This is a genomic window from Modestobacter marinus (assembly GCF_011758655.1).
Classification (GTDB): Bacteria; Actinomycetota; Actinomycetes; order Mycobacteriales; family Geodermatophilaceae; genus Modestobacter; species Modestobacter marinus.
The window spans coordinates 2,651,128-2,665,912 of the sequence record NZ_JAAMPA010000001.1; the positions used below are offsets into that span (position 1 = coordinate 2,651,128).

At 76.1% G+C, this 14,785-nt stretch carries 15 protein-coding genes and 1 pseudogene; 13 read left to right on the top strand and 3 right to left on the bottom strand.

Annotation, left to right across the window (positions count from 1 at the left end; translation table 11 throughout):
* The first annotated feature begins 44 nt into the window (after positions 1-44).
* Positions 45-1,991 (top strand): penicillin-binding transpeptidase domain-containing protein, encoded by a 1,947-nt coding sequence (locus FB380_RS12575; protein WP_166755329.1) that lies wholly within the window; start codon positions 45-47, stop codon positions 1,989-1,991.
* A 33-nt stretch (positions 1,992-2,024) separates the two neighbouring features.
* Here FB380_RS12575 and FB380_RS12580 read toward each other — a convergent pair whose 3' ends face one another.
* Both FB380_RS12580 and FB380_RS12585 read right to left on the bottom strand, forming a co-directional pair.
* Positions 2,025-2,513, bottom strand: a complete 489-nt coding sequence (locus FB380_RS12580) for a ferritin-like domain-containing protein (protein ID WP_166755330.1) — start codon at positions 2,511-2,513, stop codon at positions 2,025-2,027.
* A gap of 39 nt (positions 2,514-2,552) precedes the next feature.
* The gene (locus FB380_RS12585; protein WP_166755331.1) at positions 2,553-3,056 is read right to left on the bottom strand and encodes a hypothetical protein; all 504 of its coding nucleotides are present in this window, start codon (positions 3,054-3,056) and stop codon (positions 2,553-2,555) included.
* A gap of 210 nt (positions 3,057-3,266) precedes the next feature.
* On the opposite strand from FB380_RS12585, the gene rimP reads away from it, so the two are divergent.
* From rimP to larE, 12 genes and pseudogenes are all read left to right on the top strand, one after another.
* On the top strand, positions 3,267-4,061 hold the full coding sequence (gene rimP, locus FB380_RS12590) for a ribosome maturation factor RimP (RefSeq protein WP_229682075.1): 795 nt from the start codon (positions 3,267-3,269) through the stop codon (positions 4,059-4,061).
* Positions 4,058-5,182, top strand: a complete 1,125-nt coding sequence (nusA, locus tag FB380_RS12595) for a transcription termination factor NusA (protein ID WP_166755332.1) — start codon at positions 4,058-4,060, stop codon at positions 5,180-5,182. Before rimP ends, nusA begins: the two co-directional genes overlap by 4 nt.
* Positions 5,183-5,190: 8 nt before the next feature.
* Positions 5,191-5,457: a YlxR family protein gene (locus FB380_RS12600; RefSeq protein WP_166755333.1), complete on the top strand. Its 267-nt coding sequence runs from the start codon at positions 5,191-5,193 to the stop codon at positions 5,455-5,457.
* Positions 5,458-5,676: 219 nt separating this feature from the next.
* Positions 5,677-5,817, top strand: a pseudogene (locus FB380_RS25480) (translation initiation factor IF-2 N-terminal domain-containing protein); the annotation flags it as partial.
* A 1,047-nt stretch (positions 5,818-6,864) separates the two neighbouring features.
* Positions 6,865-8,703, top strand: a complete 1,839-nt coding sequence (infB, locus tag FB380_RS24720; RefSeq protein WP_229682139.1) for a translation initiation factor IF-2 — start codon at positions 6,865-6,867, stop codon at positions 8,701-8,703.
* Between the two features lie 84 nt (positions 8,704-8,787).
* Positions 8,788-9,087 (top strand): DUF503 domain-containing protein, encoded by a 300-nt coding sequence (locus tag FB380_RS12610; RefSeq protein ID WP_229682074.1) that lies wholly within the window; start codon positions 8,788-8,790, stop codon positions 9,085-9,087.
* A gap of 102 nt (positions 9,088-9,189) precedes the next feature.
* The gene (gene rbfA, locus FB380_RS12615) at positions 9,190-9,717 is read left to right on the top strand and encodes a 30S ribosome-binding factor RbfA (protein WP_166755335.1); all 528 of its coding nucleotides are present in this window, start codon (positions 9,190-9,192) and stop codon (positions 9,715-9,717) included.
* Positions 9,714-9,956, top strand: a complete 243-nt coding sequence (locus tag FB380_RS12620) for a hypothetical protein (protein WP_166755336.1) — start codon at positions 9,714-9,716, stop codon at positions 9,954-9,956. Before rbfA ends, FB380_RS12620 begins: the two co-directional genes overlap by 4 nt.
* A 4-nt stretch (positions 9,957-9,960) precedes the next feature.
* Positions 9,961-10,950 carry a DHH family phosphoesterase gene (locus FB380_RS12625; RefSeq protein WP_166755337.1) on the top strand — a complete coding sequence of 330 codons (990 nt, stop codon included), beginning with the start codon at positions 9,961-9,963 and terminating at the stop codon, positions 10,948-10,950.
* A gap of 35 nt (positions 10,951-10,985) precedes the next feature.
* Positions 10,986-12,248, top strand: a complete 1,263-nt coding sequence (locus tag FB380_RS12630) for an MATE family efflux transporter (RefSeq protein ID WP_229682073.1) — start codon at positions 10,986-10,988, stop codon at positions 12,246-12,248.
* 73 nt (positions 12,249-12,321) lie between these two features.
* A complete protein-coding gene (truB, locus tag FB380_RS12635; RefSeq protein ID WP_166755338.1) occupies positions 12,322-13,242 on the top strand; it encodes a tRNA pseudouridine(55) synthase TruB in 921 nt (306 codons plus the stop codon).
* Positions 13,243-13,265: 23 nt separating this feature from the next.
* The gene (larE, locus tag FB380_RS12640) at positions 13,266-14,099 is read left to right on the top strand and encodes an ATP-dependent sacrificial sulfur transferase LarE (protein WP_166755339.1); all 834 of its coding nucleotides are present in this window, start codon (positions 13,266-13,268) and stop codon (positions 14,097-14,099) included.
* On the opposite strand, the gene larB is transcribed toward larE, so the two are convergent.
* Positions 14,090-14,767 carry a nickel pincer cofactor biosynthesis protein LarB gene (larB, locus tag FB380_RS12645; RefSeq protein WP_166755340.1) on the bottom strand — a complete coding sequence of 226 codons (678 nt, stop codon included), beginning with the start codon at positions 14,765-14,767 and terminating at the stop codon, positions 14,090-14,092. The two genes, larE and larB, sit on opposite strands and share 10 nt — an antisense overlap.
* Positions 14,768-14,785 lie beyond the last annotated feature (18 nt).

The following is a 14,785-nucleotide window of genomic DNA, read 5'->3' on the forward strand; positions in this document are numbered from 1 at the left end:
CGAGGGGTTCCGGATCGCCGGCGGACTTCTGCCAGGGTGGGGGAGTGCGCAGCCGACACGGGTCCAGCAGCAGCCGCGGGGCCACCCGCCGGGTCACGACGGCCGGAGGGGCCGCGGTCCTCGTCCTCGCCCCCCTGCTGACCGGGTGCTCGGGGGACTCCTCCGACGACGTCCGGGACGCCGCGCAGGCCTTCCTCGACGACTGGGCCGCGGGCCGGGTGGACGCCGCCGCCGACCGCACGACCGATCCCGCGGTGGCCGGGGCGCTGCTGGAGCAGACCGCCGCCGACCTGCCCGGGGCGACCCTGACCACGGAGCTGGGCGAGGTGTCGGTCTCCGACGGCGCGGCGAACGTCACCTGGCAGGCCACCTGGGACCTCGTCGCGGCCCCGGACTGGACCTACGACGCCACGCTGGCGCTGCAGGAGGGTGAGCAGGACGGGGAGGACCGCTGGGAGGTGGTCGCCGAGCCGGCCGTCGTCCACCCGGAGCTGTCCGAGGGCCAGCGCCTGGAGCTGGACCGGTCGCTGCCGGAGCGCGCGCCGATCACCGACGCCACCGGCGCACCGCTGTTCACCGAGACGGAGGTCGTCGACGTCGGGGTGGACACCGCCCAGGTCACCGACCTGCCGGCGCTGGCCGCCGGGCTGGCCGCGGCGACCGGGATCTCCGCGGAGGAGATCACCGCGGACGTGCAGGCCGCCCCGGCCGGGCAGTTCGTGCCGGTGATCACCCTGCGCCGGCCCGACTTCGAGGCGATCCGGGCCCAGGTGTACGACCTGCCCGGGGCGGTCTTCCCGACCAGCACCCGGCTGCTGGCCCCGACGTCCCGGTTCGGGCTCGCCCTGCTGGGCCGGGTCGGGGACGCCACCGCGGAGGTGCTGGAGGACGCCGTGGACGCCGACGGGGAGGCGCGCTACGCCGCCGGCGACCGGTTGGGCCTGTCCGGGCTGCAGCGGGCCCGGCAGGAGCAGTTGGCCGGCACCCCCGGGTTCACCGTCCGGGTGGTGAGCACCGACGAGGCCCTCGAGGACCCCGGGCGGGTCGTCGCCACCGTCGACCCCGTGCCGGGCACCGCGGTCCAGACCCCGCTGCTGCCGGCGGTGCAGAACGCCGCCGACGCCGCGGTGGCCACCCAGCCCCTGCCCACCCACCTGGTGGCGGTCCGGCCGGGCACCGGGGAGCTCCTGGCGGTCAGCTCCAACGAGGCGGCCAACCCGGTCAACGCCCTGACCGGGCAGTTCCCGCCCGGCTCGAGCATGAAGACGATGACGGCGACGGCGCTGCTGTCGGCCGGCACGGTCACCCCCGACACGCCGGTGCCCTGCCCGGCCACGACCACGGTGGAGGGCCGGGAGTTCGAGAACGAGGACCAGTTCGACCTCGGCACGGTGCCGATGACCGAGGCGTTCGCCCAGTCCTGCAACACCACCTTCATCCAGCAGGCGCTCACCCTCCCCGACGGGGCGCTCGCCGAGGCGGCCGCCTCCTACGGGGTGGGCGCCGACTGGCAGCTGCCGGTCGACGTCTTCAGCGGCGAGGTGCCCGCAGCCAGCACCGGCACCACCGAGGCCGCCGACGCGATCGGCCAGGGGCAGGTGCTGATGAGCCCGGCCCAGCTGGCCCTGGTGGCCGCCGGCATCGCCAGTGGCACCCCCGCCGCCCCCGTGGAGGTCGTGGGAGGCGAGCCGGCCGGCGCGGCCCCCGCCGGACCCGGCCCGGCCGTCCTGGACGCACTGCGGCCGATGATGCGCCAGGTGGTGCTCAGCGGGACGGCCACCGGGCTGGCCGACCGGGGCGAGGTGTACGGCAAGACCGGCACCGCGGAGTACGGCACCAACACGCCGCTGGACGCACACGGCTGGTTCATGGGCTACCAGCTCGGGGGCCCGCAGGGCGACGTCGCGTTCGCGGTGCTCGTCGAGGGCGGGCAGTCCAGCAGCGTCGCCGTCGAGGTCGCCGACGCCTTCCTCGCGGCGCTCGGCGGCTGACGGTCGGCGTCGGCCGGGCCGGCAGTCGGCGGCTCAGGCCTCCGGCAGGCCGGGGAAGGCGCTGGTCGGTGGGGTGCGGCCGGCCTGCGTGCGCCAGCCCACCGCCCGCACCTCCGCGGCGCTCAGCGCCGCCACGGCGAGCACCCGGGTGCTGCGCTCGCCGGCCTGGTCCAGCACCCACGTCCACGCTGCCGACGCGCCCTCCTCCAGCACGACGGCGAGCGCTGCGGCGTCGACCGGGGAGAGCACGGGGAAGGGCAGGGTGTGCCCCGGTTCGTCGTCGACCGGTTCGACCTGCCGGTCGCTGAGCAGGCCGACGAGCTGGTCGCGGAGTCCGAGGTACGCCAGCTCGCAAGCGACCACGGCGTCCCGGGACTCCGCGGGGAGCGCCGCACCGACGACCCCGTAGCCCCAGATCGCCACGTGCACGGCGGCCAGCGCCTCCTGGAGGGCGGCGTCCTCCGCCGTCGTGCCCCCAGCCGCCGTGTCCCCGCCCGCGGGGAAGTCGGTGCCGTCAGCCATCGTCGTCCCGCCTCCCGGCTGCTCGTCCTGGTGCAGCGCTCATGCCAGCAGCCCGTCCTGGCCCCGCAGGCCCGCGGCGATGCTGCCGAGCAACGCCGCCCGCCCCCCGGTGAACTCCGGGCAGGCCTCGGCGTGTGCGGTGGCCGCCGCGCCGACGGCGCCCCGCAGCCAGACCCGTGCCTCCGCCGGATCGGTCGGTGCAGCGGCGCCGGCGGGTGCCGCCGACGCCGTCGCGGTGTCGCCCGGGGCGGCCGCCCGCAGCCGGTCCAGCTGCGCGCGCGCCTGCGCGGCGAGCGGGGCCAGCTCCGCCGCCAGCCCGGGCGCGCTGCTCAGCGCCTGGTCGTAGGCGGCCACCACCTCTTCCTGCACGCGCACCTGCGCGGCCAGCCGGTCGACCTGCGCCGGGGTGACCGCGTCGGTCTCGTCGCCGGAGCTGCCGGTGCAGCCGGTGGCGACCAGGGCCGTGCCGGCGAGGGCGGCGACCAGCAGGCTGCGCCGGGTGAACGTGCCGGCGGCCGGGGGAGCGGGGAGGGGTCCGGACATCGCCGTCCATCCTGGCAGCCGCGGGTGACCGTTCCCGCCGAACGCACCGGAGCGCCGGTCGCGACTCGCGGGACCGGTGGTGCTCGCGGTGCGGGCGGTAGCCTGGACCTTCACGCGCAGCACGCCGGTGGCCCGTCGGGCCCGCCCGGCCGGCCACCGGGGCACCCACCCGGTGGCACGTCGCGGTTCCCACACAACAGGAGGCAGTCGGTGTCCACGCGAGGTGCAGGCACCGCGGACGTGGTGACCGCCAAGCTGACCGGTTGGGTCGAGCCCGTGGTCACCGCCGCCGGGTACGACCTGGAGGAGCTCGTCGTCCGCCCCGCCGGCCAGCGGTCGGTGGTCCGGGTCGTCGTCGACCGGGACTCCGGGGTCAGCCTGGACGATGTCGCCGAGGTCAGCCGGGCGCTGTCGGAGGTGCTCGACGCGCAGGACGAGGCGCTGGGCCGCTCGCCGTACGTCCTCGAGGTCACCAGCCCCGGGGTCGACCGTCCGCTGAGCCTGCCGCGGCACTGGCGGCGCAACGTCGGCCGGCTGGTCGTCGTCGCCGTGGGCCCCGACTCCGGCCGGGAGCAGCTCACCGGCCGGGTCGTCCGGGTCGACGACGGCGGGGTCGTGCTGGCCGTGGAGAAGGGCGGCACGAAGAAGGGGCAGGTGCGCAAGGCCGTCGGCGAGCGCACCGTGCCCTGGGCGGAGCTGGGCGAGGCGCGGGTGCAGGTGGAGTTCACCCGCCCGGCCGGGCACCGCGACGCCGCGCTGGTCGACCACGCCGACGGGGACGCGCCCGACGACGACCAGGACGACGAGCACCAGGACGACGAGCCAGACGACGACGAGACAGACGACGCGACCGACGGCGACGAGGCCGGGGACGCCGAGGACGAGCACCACGACGAGCAGGACCCGACCGGGACCAGTGCGGTCGACGCGAGCAGGAGGCCCGGGCGACCGGCCCAGCGCCGCGCGCCGCGGGACCCCCGGTCGCGACGAGGAGGCAACAAGTGAACATCGACGTGACGGCTCTCAAGGCGGTCGAGCGGGAGAAGGGCATCCCCGCGGACACGGTGCTGCAGGCGATCGAGACCGCACTGGTCACCGCGTACCGGCACGCGGACGGGGCGGCCAAGCACGTGCGCGTGCAGGTCGACCGCAAGAGCGGCGAGGTCGCCGTCCTGGCCCAGGAGCTCGGCCCGGACGGCGAGGTCGTCCACGAGTGGGACGACACCCCCTCCGACTTCGGCCGGATCGCGGCCAGCACCGCCAAGCAGGTGATCATCCAGCGGCTCCGGGACGCCGAGCACGAGCAGACCTTCGGGGAGTACGCCGGCAAGGAGGGCGACATCGTCAGCGGCATCGTGCAGGCGCACGACCGCCGCAACACCCAGGGCATGGTGCTCGTCGACATCGGCAAGGTGGAGGCCACACTGCCCGCGCCGGAGCAGGTGCCCGGTGAGGACTACCGGCACGGCAGCCGGCTGAAGGCCTACGTCGTCTCCGTCGCCCGCACCTTCCGCGGCCCGCAGGTGACGCTGTCGCGCACCCACCCCAACCTGGTGCGCAAGCTGTTCGCCCTCGAGGTCCCCGAGGTCGCCGACGGCAGCGTGGAGATCGTCGCGGTGGCGCGGGAGGCCGGGCACCGGTCGAAGATCGCGGTCCGGACCAGCGTCCCCGGGCTGAACGCGAAGGGCGCGTGCATCGGCCCGATGGGCCAGCGGGTCCGCAACGTGATGAGCGACCTGCACGGCGAGAAGATCGACATCGTCGACTGGTCCGACGACGAGGCCAGCTTCGTCGCCTCCGCGCTGTCGCCCGCCCGGGTCACCAGCGCACGGGTGGTGGACGCGGCCGCCCGGGCGGTCCAGGTCGTCGTGCCGGACTACCAGCTGTCCCTCGCGATCGGCAAGGAGGGGCAGAACGCCCGGCTGGCCGCCCGGCTCACCGGCTGCCGCATCGACATCCGCAGTGACGCCGAGGCGGTCGACGGCGACGCCCCGGTGTCCCCGGGTGTCGGGCGGGCGCCGTTGCGGCCGGGAGCGCAGGCCGGTCGGCCCGGTGCCCGCGGTCCGCAGGGCGGCCACCGGCCCCCTGTGCGGCGCGCGGAACATCCCGGGCCCGCGGCGCGCTAGACTCCCTGATGGCCGATCCGTCGATGCCGGTCCGCACCTGTGTGGGGTGCCGGCGACGCGCTCCGGTCACCGAGCTGTTGCGTGTCGTCGTCCGTGGCGGGGGGCTCACCCCCGATCCGCGGCGACGGCTCCCCGGCCGGGGTGCGTCCCTGCACCCCACCGCGGAGTGCCTGCAGGCAGCAGTCCGGCGCCGGGCCTTCCCGCGCGCGCTGCGCAGCAGCACGCCGCTGGAGACCGGCCCGCTCGAGGCCCACGTCCTCCGGCAGGTCAGCTGACCCGCCCGGGCCGACGGCACCGAGCACCACGCAGCACCGAGCACCACGCAGCACCGAGCACCACGAACTGAGCGCGATCCAGTCGGACCGGCACCCGGCCGGTCCACAGTCGAGAGCAGGACGACCTCGGATGAGCAACCCGTGAAGTCGCCACGATGACCATGCACCACTGAGACAGAGGTCGAGCGGGCCAGCCGCCGGCCTCACCAGAGGAGACCCGTGCCAGGCAAGGCCCGCGTACACGAGCTCGCGAAAGAGCTCGGTATCGACAGCAAGACAGTGCTCGCCAAGCTCAAGGAGCAGGGCGAGTTCGTGAAGTCCGCCTCCTCCACCGTCGAGGCCCCGGTGGCCCGACGGCTGCGTGAGGCCTTCCCCGGCGACGGCGCCTCGAGCGGTGGCGGCAACGGCGCCTCCGGCGCCCGCCCGGGTCCGCGTCCCACGCCCGGCCCCCGGCCGGCTGCTCCCGTGACGTCGGCTCCCGCCGCGCCGGCCCCCGCTGCCCCGGCTCCCACCCCGGCACCGGCCCCGGCCGCTCCCCAGGCTCCTGCCGCCCGGGCTGACGCCCCGGCCCGTCCGGCCACCCCCGGCCCGCGTCCCGGCCCCCGGCCGGCGCCGCAGCAGCCGGCGGCCGCTGCCCCGGCTCCGGCTCCGGCTCAGCCGGTCCCGGCGCCGCAGCAGCCGGCCGCCAGCGCCCCGACCCAGCAGCCGCCGGCCGCACCGGCGCAGCCGGGCCCGCGTCCGGCTGCCCCGGGTCCGCGCCCGGCCGGTGGTGCACCCGCCGGTCCGGCCGCTGGTGGCGGCACCCCGGGCGCTCCGCGTCCGGCCGCCCCCGGGCCGCGTCCCGGCCCCCGTCCGGCTCCCCGGCCGGGCAACAACCCCTTCAGCAGCGCCCCGCGTCCGGCTGCGGCCGGTCCGCGACCCGGCGGGGCTCCCGGTCAGCAGGCCGGCCCCGGTGGGCCGCGTCCCGGCCCCGGCGGCCCGCGTCCGGCTCCCGGCGCCGGCGGTCCTCGCCCGGCGTCCGGTCCTGGCGGGCCCCGTCCCGCCGCCGGTCCGGGTGGGCCCCGTCCCAACCCCGGCATGATGCCGCAGCGTCCGAGCCCCGGCATGATGCCGCCGCGGCCGGCCGGTGGCGGTCGCGCGGGTGGTCCCGGCGGCCCCGGTGGTGCCGGTGGTCGTGGCCGTCCGGGTGGTCCCGGCGGTGGCGGTGGCTTCCGTCCCGGTGGCGGTGGCCCCGGTGGTCCCGGCGGCGCGCCGGCCGGCGGTGGCTTCCGCCCCGGCGGCGGTGGCCGTGGTCGTGGCCGCGGTGGTTCCGGTGCCGGCACCGCGGGTGCCTTCGGGCGTCCGGGTGGTCGCGGTCCGGTCCGTGGGCGCAAGAGCAAGAAGCAGCGGCGTCAGGAGTTCGACTCCATGGCGGCGCCGAGCATGGGCGGCGTCTCGCTGCCCCGTGGCAACGGGCAGACCGTCCGGCTGCCGCGTGGCGCCTCGCTGACCGACCTGGCGGAGCGGATCAACGCCGAGCCGGCCGCGCTGGTCACCGCCCTGTTCCACCTGGGCGAGATGATCACCGCGACGCAGTCGGTCAACGACGACACCCTGCAGCTGCTCGGTGCCGAGATCGGCTGGGTCATCCAGGTCGTCAGCCCCGAGGACGAGGACCGTGAGCTCCTCGACACCTTCGACCTCACCTTCGGTGACGAGGAGAGCGACGACGAGGACGACTGGGGCATCCGCCCGCCCGTCGTCACCGTCATGGGTCACGTCGACCACGGGAAGACCAAGCTCCTGGACGCGCTCCGGCACGCCAACGTGGCGGGCAAGGAGGCCGGTGGCATCACCCAGCACATCGGCGCCTACCAGATCGTCACCGAGCTCGAGGGCAACGAGCGTCCGGTCACCTTCATCGACACCCCGGGTCACGAGTCGTTCACCGCGATGCGTGCCCGCGGCGCGAAGGTCACCGACATCGTCGTCCTGGTGGTGGCCGCCGACGACGGCGTCATGCCGCAGACGGTCGAGGCGCTCAACCACGCCCAGGCCGCCGAGGTGCCGATCGTGGTCGCGGTCAACAAGATCGACAAGGAGGGGGCCAACCCCGCCAAGATCCGTCAGCAGCTCACCGAGTACGGGCTGGTGGCCGAGGAGTACGGCGGCGACACGATGTTCGTCGACGTCTCCGCGACCACCCGTCAGGGCCTCGACGACCTGCTGACCTCGATCCTGCTGACCGCCGACGCCTCCCTGGACCTGCGCGCCAACGTGGGCCAGGACCCCCAGGGTGTGGTCATCGAGGGCAAGCTGGACAAGGGCCGTGGCCCCGTCGCCACGGTGCTGGTCCAGCGCGGCATCCTGCGCCAGGGCGACTCGATCGTGGCCGGCGACGCCTACGGTCGCGTCCGGTCGCTGCTCGACGAGCACGGCAACAAGCTCAAGGAGGCCCTGCCGGCCCGTCCGGTCCAGGTCGTCGGCCTGACATCCGTGCCGCGTGCCGGTGACACCTTCCTCGTCGTCGAGGAGGACCGGATCGCCCGGCAGATCGCCGATCGCCGTCAGGCCCGCATCCGCAACGCGCAGAACGCGTCCATGCGGAAGCGGATCAGCCTGGAGGACCTCGACGCGGCGCTCAAGGAGACCCGTCAGCTCAACCTGATCATCAAGGGCGACAACTCGGGCACCGTCGAGGCGCTCGAAGAGGCGCTGATGAAGATCGAGGTGAGCGACGACATCTCGCTGCGGGTCATCCACCGCGGCGTCGGTGGGATCACCAAGAGCGACATCGACCTGGCGCTGGCCGACGACGTCATCGTCCTGGGCTTCAACGTCCGGGCCGAGGGCCAGGCCACCGAGCTCGCCAGCCGCGAGGGCGTGGACGTCCGGTACTACACGGTCATCTACCAGGCCATCGAGGAGATCGAGTCCGCGCTCAAGGGCATGCTCAAGCCCGAGTACGAAGAGGTGCAGCTGGGCACCGCGGAGGTCCGCGAGGTCTTCCGGGTCCCGCGGATCGGCAACGTCGCGGGCTCCCTGGTGCGCAGCGGCACGATCGTCCGCAACTCCAAGGCCCGTCTCATCCGGGACGGCGCCGTGGTCGCGGACAACCTGACCGTCGAGTCGCTGCGTCGCTTCAAGGACGACGCGACCGAGGTCCGCGAGGGTTACGAGTGCGGTATCGGGCTGGGGTCGTTCAACGACATCAAGCCCGAGGACGTCATCCAGACCTTCGAGCTGCGCGAGAAGCCGCGCGCCTGAGCAAGGACCCCCTTGCCCCCCGCCACTCGCTGGTTCGTGGCGGGGGGCAAGGGGGCCGGGACAGACCCTGGCAGTAGGGAGGCGGTGAGCGTGTTCACGGGCACGCTCACCGCCGACCTGCTGCTGGGGGACGTCCACTCGCTCAAGGAGAAGCGTGCCGTGGTCCGGCCGATCGTGGCCGAACTGCGGCGTCGCTTCGCCGTGGCCGTCGCCGAGGTGGGCGACCCCGACCTGCACCGTCGCGCGCAGGTCGGGGTCGCCACCGTGGCGGGGCAGCCCGCGCACGTGGCCGACGTCCTCGACGCCTGCGAGCGGTGGCTGGCAGACCGCCCGGAGGTGATGCTGCTGTCCACGCACCGGCAGTTGTTCAGCGAGACCGACTGAGGCCCCTCGCCCCCCACCCCACGCCGCGTCGCGGGGCGGGGCCCTGCGACGGGGCCCTCCAGACCCACCCAGGACCGTTCCTGGCCGTTCCGAGGAGGACCGATGGCTGACCCGGCCCGCGCACGCCGACTGGCCGTGCGCATCCGCCAGATCGTCTCCGCCACGATCGAGATGCAGATCAAGGACCCCCGCCTCGGGATGGTCACCATCACCGACGCGCGGGTCACCAGTGACCTGCGCGAGGCGACGGTGTTCTACACCGTCTACGGCGACGAGCAGCAGATCGAGGACTCCGCCCGGGCCCTCGCCAGCGCCACCGGCGTGCTGCGCTCCACCGTGGGCAAGCAGACCGGCATCAAGTTCGTGCCCACGCTGACCTTCGTCGCCGACATCGTCCCGGACACCGCCCGGGAGCTGGAGGAGGCGCTGGCCCGCGTCCGGGAGGCGGACGCCGAACTGGCCCGTGCCCGTGAGAACGCCCAGTACGCCGGCGAGGCCGACCCCTACCGCAGGCCGGCGGTCGACGAGGACGAGGACGCCGAGGACGGGGAGTCCCTGGACGCCCCGGCCGACGAGCGTGCCGACGCCGCCGACGGTCGTCCGTCGGCGGCCGAGCGGAGCGTGTCGTGACCGGCGCGGTGGACCCGGACCCGGACGACCTGGCCGGGCAGCAGCACAAGGCCGGGTTCGGCGGCCGGGAGGAGCCGGCCTCCGGCGACCCCACCGCCGGCGGCAAGCACGGCGACGTCGGGACGACCGACAGCATCGCCGCGGACGAGCCGGACGACGGCACGCACTACGCGGTGGGCGGCGGCAACAACGACCCGGAACCGCAGCAGCCGCCGCACGCCGGCCCGGACGGCACGTGAGCCGATGACCATCGTCTCCGCGCCCGCGGACGCGGCCGTGGAACTGCTCGCCGGGGCGGCGGCGGCCGGGCGGACGGTCGTGCTCTCCGGGCACGTCCAGCCCGACGCCGACGCCCTGGGCAGCACCCTGGCGCTGGCCGAGGGGCTGCGCCGCCGCGGCGCCCGGGTGACCGCGACCTTCCCCGAGCCGTTCACGCTGCCGGCCTCGCTGGGCTGGCTCCCCGGCGCGCAGCAGCTGGTCCCACCACGGGCCGTGCCGGCCGACGTCGACGTGTTCGTCAGCCTGGACGCCGCCTCCCCGGGCCGGCTGGGGGACCTGGCGGCCGTGCTGGCCGGCGCACGGCGGTCGGTCGTCGTCGACCACCACGCCAGCAACCCGGGGTTCGGGGAGATCCGGGTGGTCGACCCGCACGCCGCTGCGACCGTGGTGCTCGTCGCCGACCTGCTGGACGGCCTGGGCGTCGAGCTCGACGAGCAGCTGGCCACCTGCCTCTACGCCGGGCTGACCGCCGACACCGGGTCCTTCCGCTTCGGCAACACCGCGCCGGGCACCCACGAGCTGGCTGCCCGGCTGCTGCGCACCGGCATCGACCACGCGGCGATCAGTCAGCGGCTGTTCGACACCGCGCCCTTCGGCTGGCTGGGGCTGCTCTCGGCCGTCACCGGGCGGGCGGCGCTGGACCGCGAGGTCGGCGCCGGCCTGGTCTGGACCTGGTCGACGTCGGCCGAGGCCCGCGCCCACGGCCTGGCCGCCGATCAGCTCGAAGCCCTCGTCGACGTCGTCCGCGCGACCGCCGAGGCCGACGTCGCCTGCGTCCTCAAGGGCCAGGACGACGGTTCGTGGTCGGTCTCCCTCCGCTCGCGCGGGGCCACCGACCTGGCCCGGGTCGCGATGGCGCTGGGGGGCGGTGGGCACCGGGCTGCCGCCGGCTACACCTCGACGGCCGACCGGGACGGCACGATCGCCCAGCTCCGGCAGGAGCTGGCCCGCTGAGCAGGTCGGTCCCGTCGCTGGCGGCGCCGGCCCTGGTGGTGCTGGCCGCCGAGCCGCTCTACCTGCTCGTCGACACCGCCGTGGTCGGCAACCTGGGCACGGTCAGCCTCGGTGGCCTGGCGATCGGCGGCGGGCTGCTCGCCTACGTGGCGGCGCTGCTCAACTTCCTCGCGTACGGCACCACCGCCCGCGCGGCCCGGCGCGCCGGGGCCGGTGACCGGGACGGCGCGGTCGCGGAGGGCGTGCAGGCCACCTGGCTGGCCCTGGCGCTGGGGGTCGGGCTGGTCGCCGTCCTCCAGGTCGCGGCCGGGCCGCTGACCCGCCTGCTCGCCGGTGGAGCCGGGCCGGTCGCCGACGCCGCCGAGGAGTGGCTGCGGGTGGCCTGCCTGGGGCTGCCGCTGCTGCTGCTCGCCCTGGCCGGCAACGGCTGGCTGCGCGGCGTCCAGGAGCTGCGCCGGCCGATGGGCTACGTGCTGGCCGGCAGCCTGGTGAGCCTGGTCCTGTGCCCACTGCTGGTGCACACGGCCGGGATGGGCCTGGTCGGCTCCGCGGTGGCGAACGTGGCCGGGCAGTCGGTCTCCGCCGCGCTCTTCGTGCGCGCGCTGACCCGCGAGCTGGCCAGCACCGGGATCTCGCTGCGGCCCCGGCCGGCGGCGCTGCGGGCCCAGCTGGTCCTCGGCCGCGACCTGCTGCTGCGCGCCGCCGTCCTCCAGCTTGCCTTCGCCGCCGCGGCTGCCGTCGTGGCCCGCTCGGGCACCGCCGAGCTCGGTGCGCACCAGATCGCGCTGCAGCTGTGGCTGTTCCTCGCGCTGGTGCTGGACGCCTACGCCATCGCCGCGCAGACCCTCGTCGGCACGGCCCTGGGTGCGGCCCGCCCGGCCGAGGCCCGCGAGACCGCCCGTCGGGTGGTCGGCTGGGGCCTGGGCACCGGGGTGCTCGTCGCCCTCCTGCTGCTCGCCCTGCGGCCGGTGCTGCCACCGCTGTTCACCGACGACCCGGCGGTGCTCGCCGAGGCCGGCGTCGTCTGGTGGTTCCTGGCGCTGATGCAGCCGCTGGCCGGGGTCGTCTTCGCCCTCGACGGGGTGCTCATGGGCGCCGGGGACGTCGCCTATCTGCGCACCGTCACCGTCGGCTCCGCGCTGGTGGGCTTCGTGCCGCTGTCGCTGCTGTCCGGCTGGCTGGACTGGGGACTGCCCGGGGTGTGGACCGGCCTGACCCTGTTCATCGTGCTGCGGCTGGTGGCCGTCGGCTGGCGGGTGCGGGGGAGCGCCTGGCTGGGTGAGACGGTGGCCCGGTGAGCGAGCGTGCGAGCGGGACGACGTGCCCACCAGCCGAGCAGGACCGGTCGACGAGCCCCGGCGGGGAGGTCCGATGAGCCCGAAGAAGCCCGACGCCGACGTCCCGCCGTCCCTGCTGCTGGTCGACAAGGCCCCGGGCATGACCTCCCACGACGTCGTCGCCCGGGCCCGGCGGGTGCTGTCGGTGCGCAAGGTCGGCCACGCCGGCACGCTGGACCCGATGGCCACCGGGCTGCTGGTGCTCGGCGTGGGCGCGGCCACCCGGCTGCTCGGCCACCTCTCCGGCTCGGACAAGACCTACGAGGCGACCATCCGGCTCGGCCAGACGACGGTCACCGACGACCGCGAGGGCGACGTGACCGCCACCGCGTCGGCCGCCGCGGTCACCGAGGACGCCGTCCGCGCGGCGCTGGCCGGCCAGGTGGGCCCGCTGCAGCAGGTGCCGTCGTCGGTCAGCGCGGTGAAGGTCGACGGCCGGCGCTCCTACGACCGGGTGCGCGCCGGTGAGGAGTTCGAGCTGGCGGCCCGGTCGGTGACCGTGCACCGGATCGACGTCCACGGGGTCCGTCGTCCCACCCCGGAGCTGGTCGACGTCGACGTGACGGTCTCCTGCAGCACCGGCACCTACATCCGGGCGATCGCCCGGGACGTGGGCACGGTCCTCGGGGTCGGCGGTCACCTCACGGCGCTGCGCCGCACCTCGTCCGGGCCGTTCGCCACCACCGACGCCCGACCGGTCGAGGACGCCGCCGGGGCGCTGGCCGGGCCGGGCAGCGGGCCGGGCGTGCTGGGGCTGACCGACGCGGCCCGGGCGGTCTTCCCGGCCCGGGAGCTCACCGCCGAGGAGGCCGTCGCCCTGGGGTACGGCCAGCGCGTCCCGGCCACCGGCGCCCCGGGTCTGCACGCCGCGGTCGCTCCCGACGGCCGGCTGGTCGCCCTGGTGGAGGACGCCGGGTCGGTGGCCCGGGTCGCGGTCGGCTTCCCGCCGGGCTGAGCCGGGTGACACCCTGGCCTCCGATGAGCACACTCGAGCACCGGCTGGCCCTGCTGGACGCCGAGCTCTCCGCCGTCCCCGGGGTGCTGGTCGCCTTCTCCGGCGGGGTGGACTCCGGTGTGGTGCTGGCCGCCGCGGTGCGCGCCCTGGGCGTCGAGCGGGTGGTCGCGGCGACGGCGGTCTCGCCGAGCCTGCCGGCCGCCGAGCGGGTCGCGGCGCACGAGTTCGCGGTGGGCCTGGGGGTGCGGCACGAGCAGCCGCGGACCGACGAGCTGTCCCGGCCGGGGTACGTCGCCAACGCCGGTGACCGGTGCGCGTTCTGCAAGACCGAGCTGGTCGACGTGCTGACGCCGCTGGCCGCGGAGCTGGGCATCGCCGACGTGGTCACCGGCACGAACGCCGACGACCTGCAAGCGGGCTTCCGCCCCGGCATCCGGGCGGCCGCGGCGCGCGGGGCGTGGGCGCCGCTGGCCCGGGCCGGGATGACCAAGGACGACGTCCGCGCCGCCGCCCGGCTCTGGGGCCTGCCGCTGGCGGACAAGCCGGCCGCAGCGTGCCTGGCCAGCCGGATCGCCTACGGGGTGCCGGTGTCCGCGGCCGGCCTGGCCCGGGTCGAGGTGGCCGAGGCGGCGCTGCGGACGGCGCTGGCCGGGGCCGGGCACGCGGTGCATGACCTGCGGGTGCGGGACCTGGGCGGGGACGTGGCCCGGGTCGAGGTCGACGCCGCCCTCGTCCCGGTCGTGGGGCCGGAGCTGCTGGCCGCGGTCCCCGGTTTCGCCCGGGTGGAGCTGGACCCGCGGGGCTTCCGGTCCGGGGCGATGAACGAGCTGCTGCCGGACCCGGTGCGCTACCGCTGAGCCGACCGGACGATCCGGGCGGCCGCGACGCCGGCGCCGAACCCGTTGTCGATGTTGACCACCAGGACGCCGGGCGCGCAGGCGGTGAGCATGGTGAGCAGGGCCGCCAGGCCCTCGAAGGCGGCGCCGTAGCCGACCGAGGTGGGGACGGCGACCACCAGCCGGTCGGTGAGCCCGGCGACCACGCTGGGCAGCGCGCCGTCCATCCCGGCGACCACGACGACCGCATCGGCCGCGGCCAGGTCCGGGGCCACGGCCAGCACCCGGTGCACGCCGGCCACCCCGACGTCGTCGACCCGCCGGCACGCCACGCCGCTGGCGGCCAGGGTGGCGGCCACCTCGGCGGCGACCGCGCCGTCCGACGTCCCGGCGGTCAGCACCAGCACCTCGCCGACCGGGGGCGGGGGAGTGCCCACCCAGGCCACCCGGCCCACCGGGTCGACGTGGGCCTCCGGCCAGCGCTCGCGCACCGCCGCGGCCGTCGGCTCGTCGACCCGGGTGGCCCAGGCGAGCGGGGCGCCGGCGTCCAGCAGGCCGGCCAGGCACCCGACCGTCTCGGCCGGGGTCTTGCCGCCGGCGAACACCACCTCGGGCGTCCCCGTGCGGGCCGCCCGGTCCGGGTCGAGCCGGGCGAACCCGATGTCGGCGGTGCGCGGCTGCTCGGTCACCGGGCCAGTCTCGCCCAC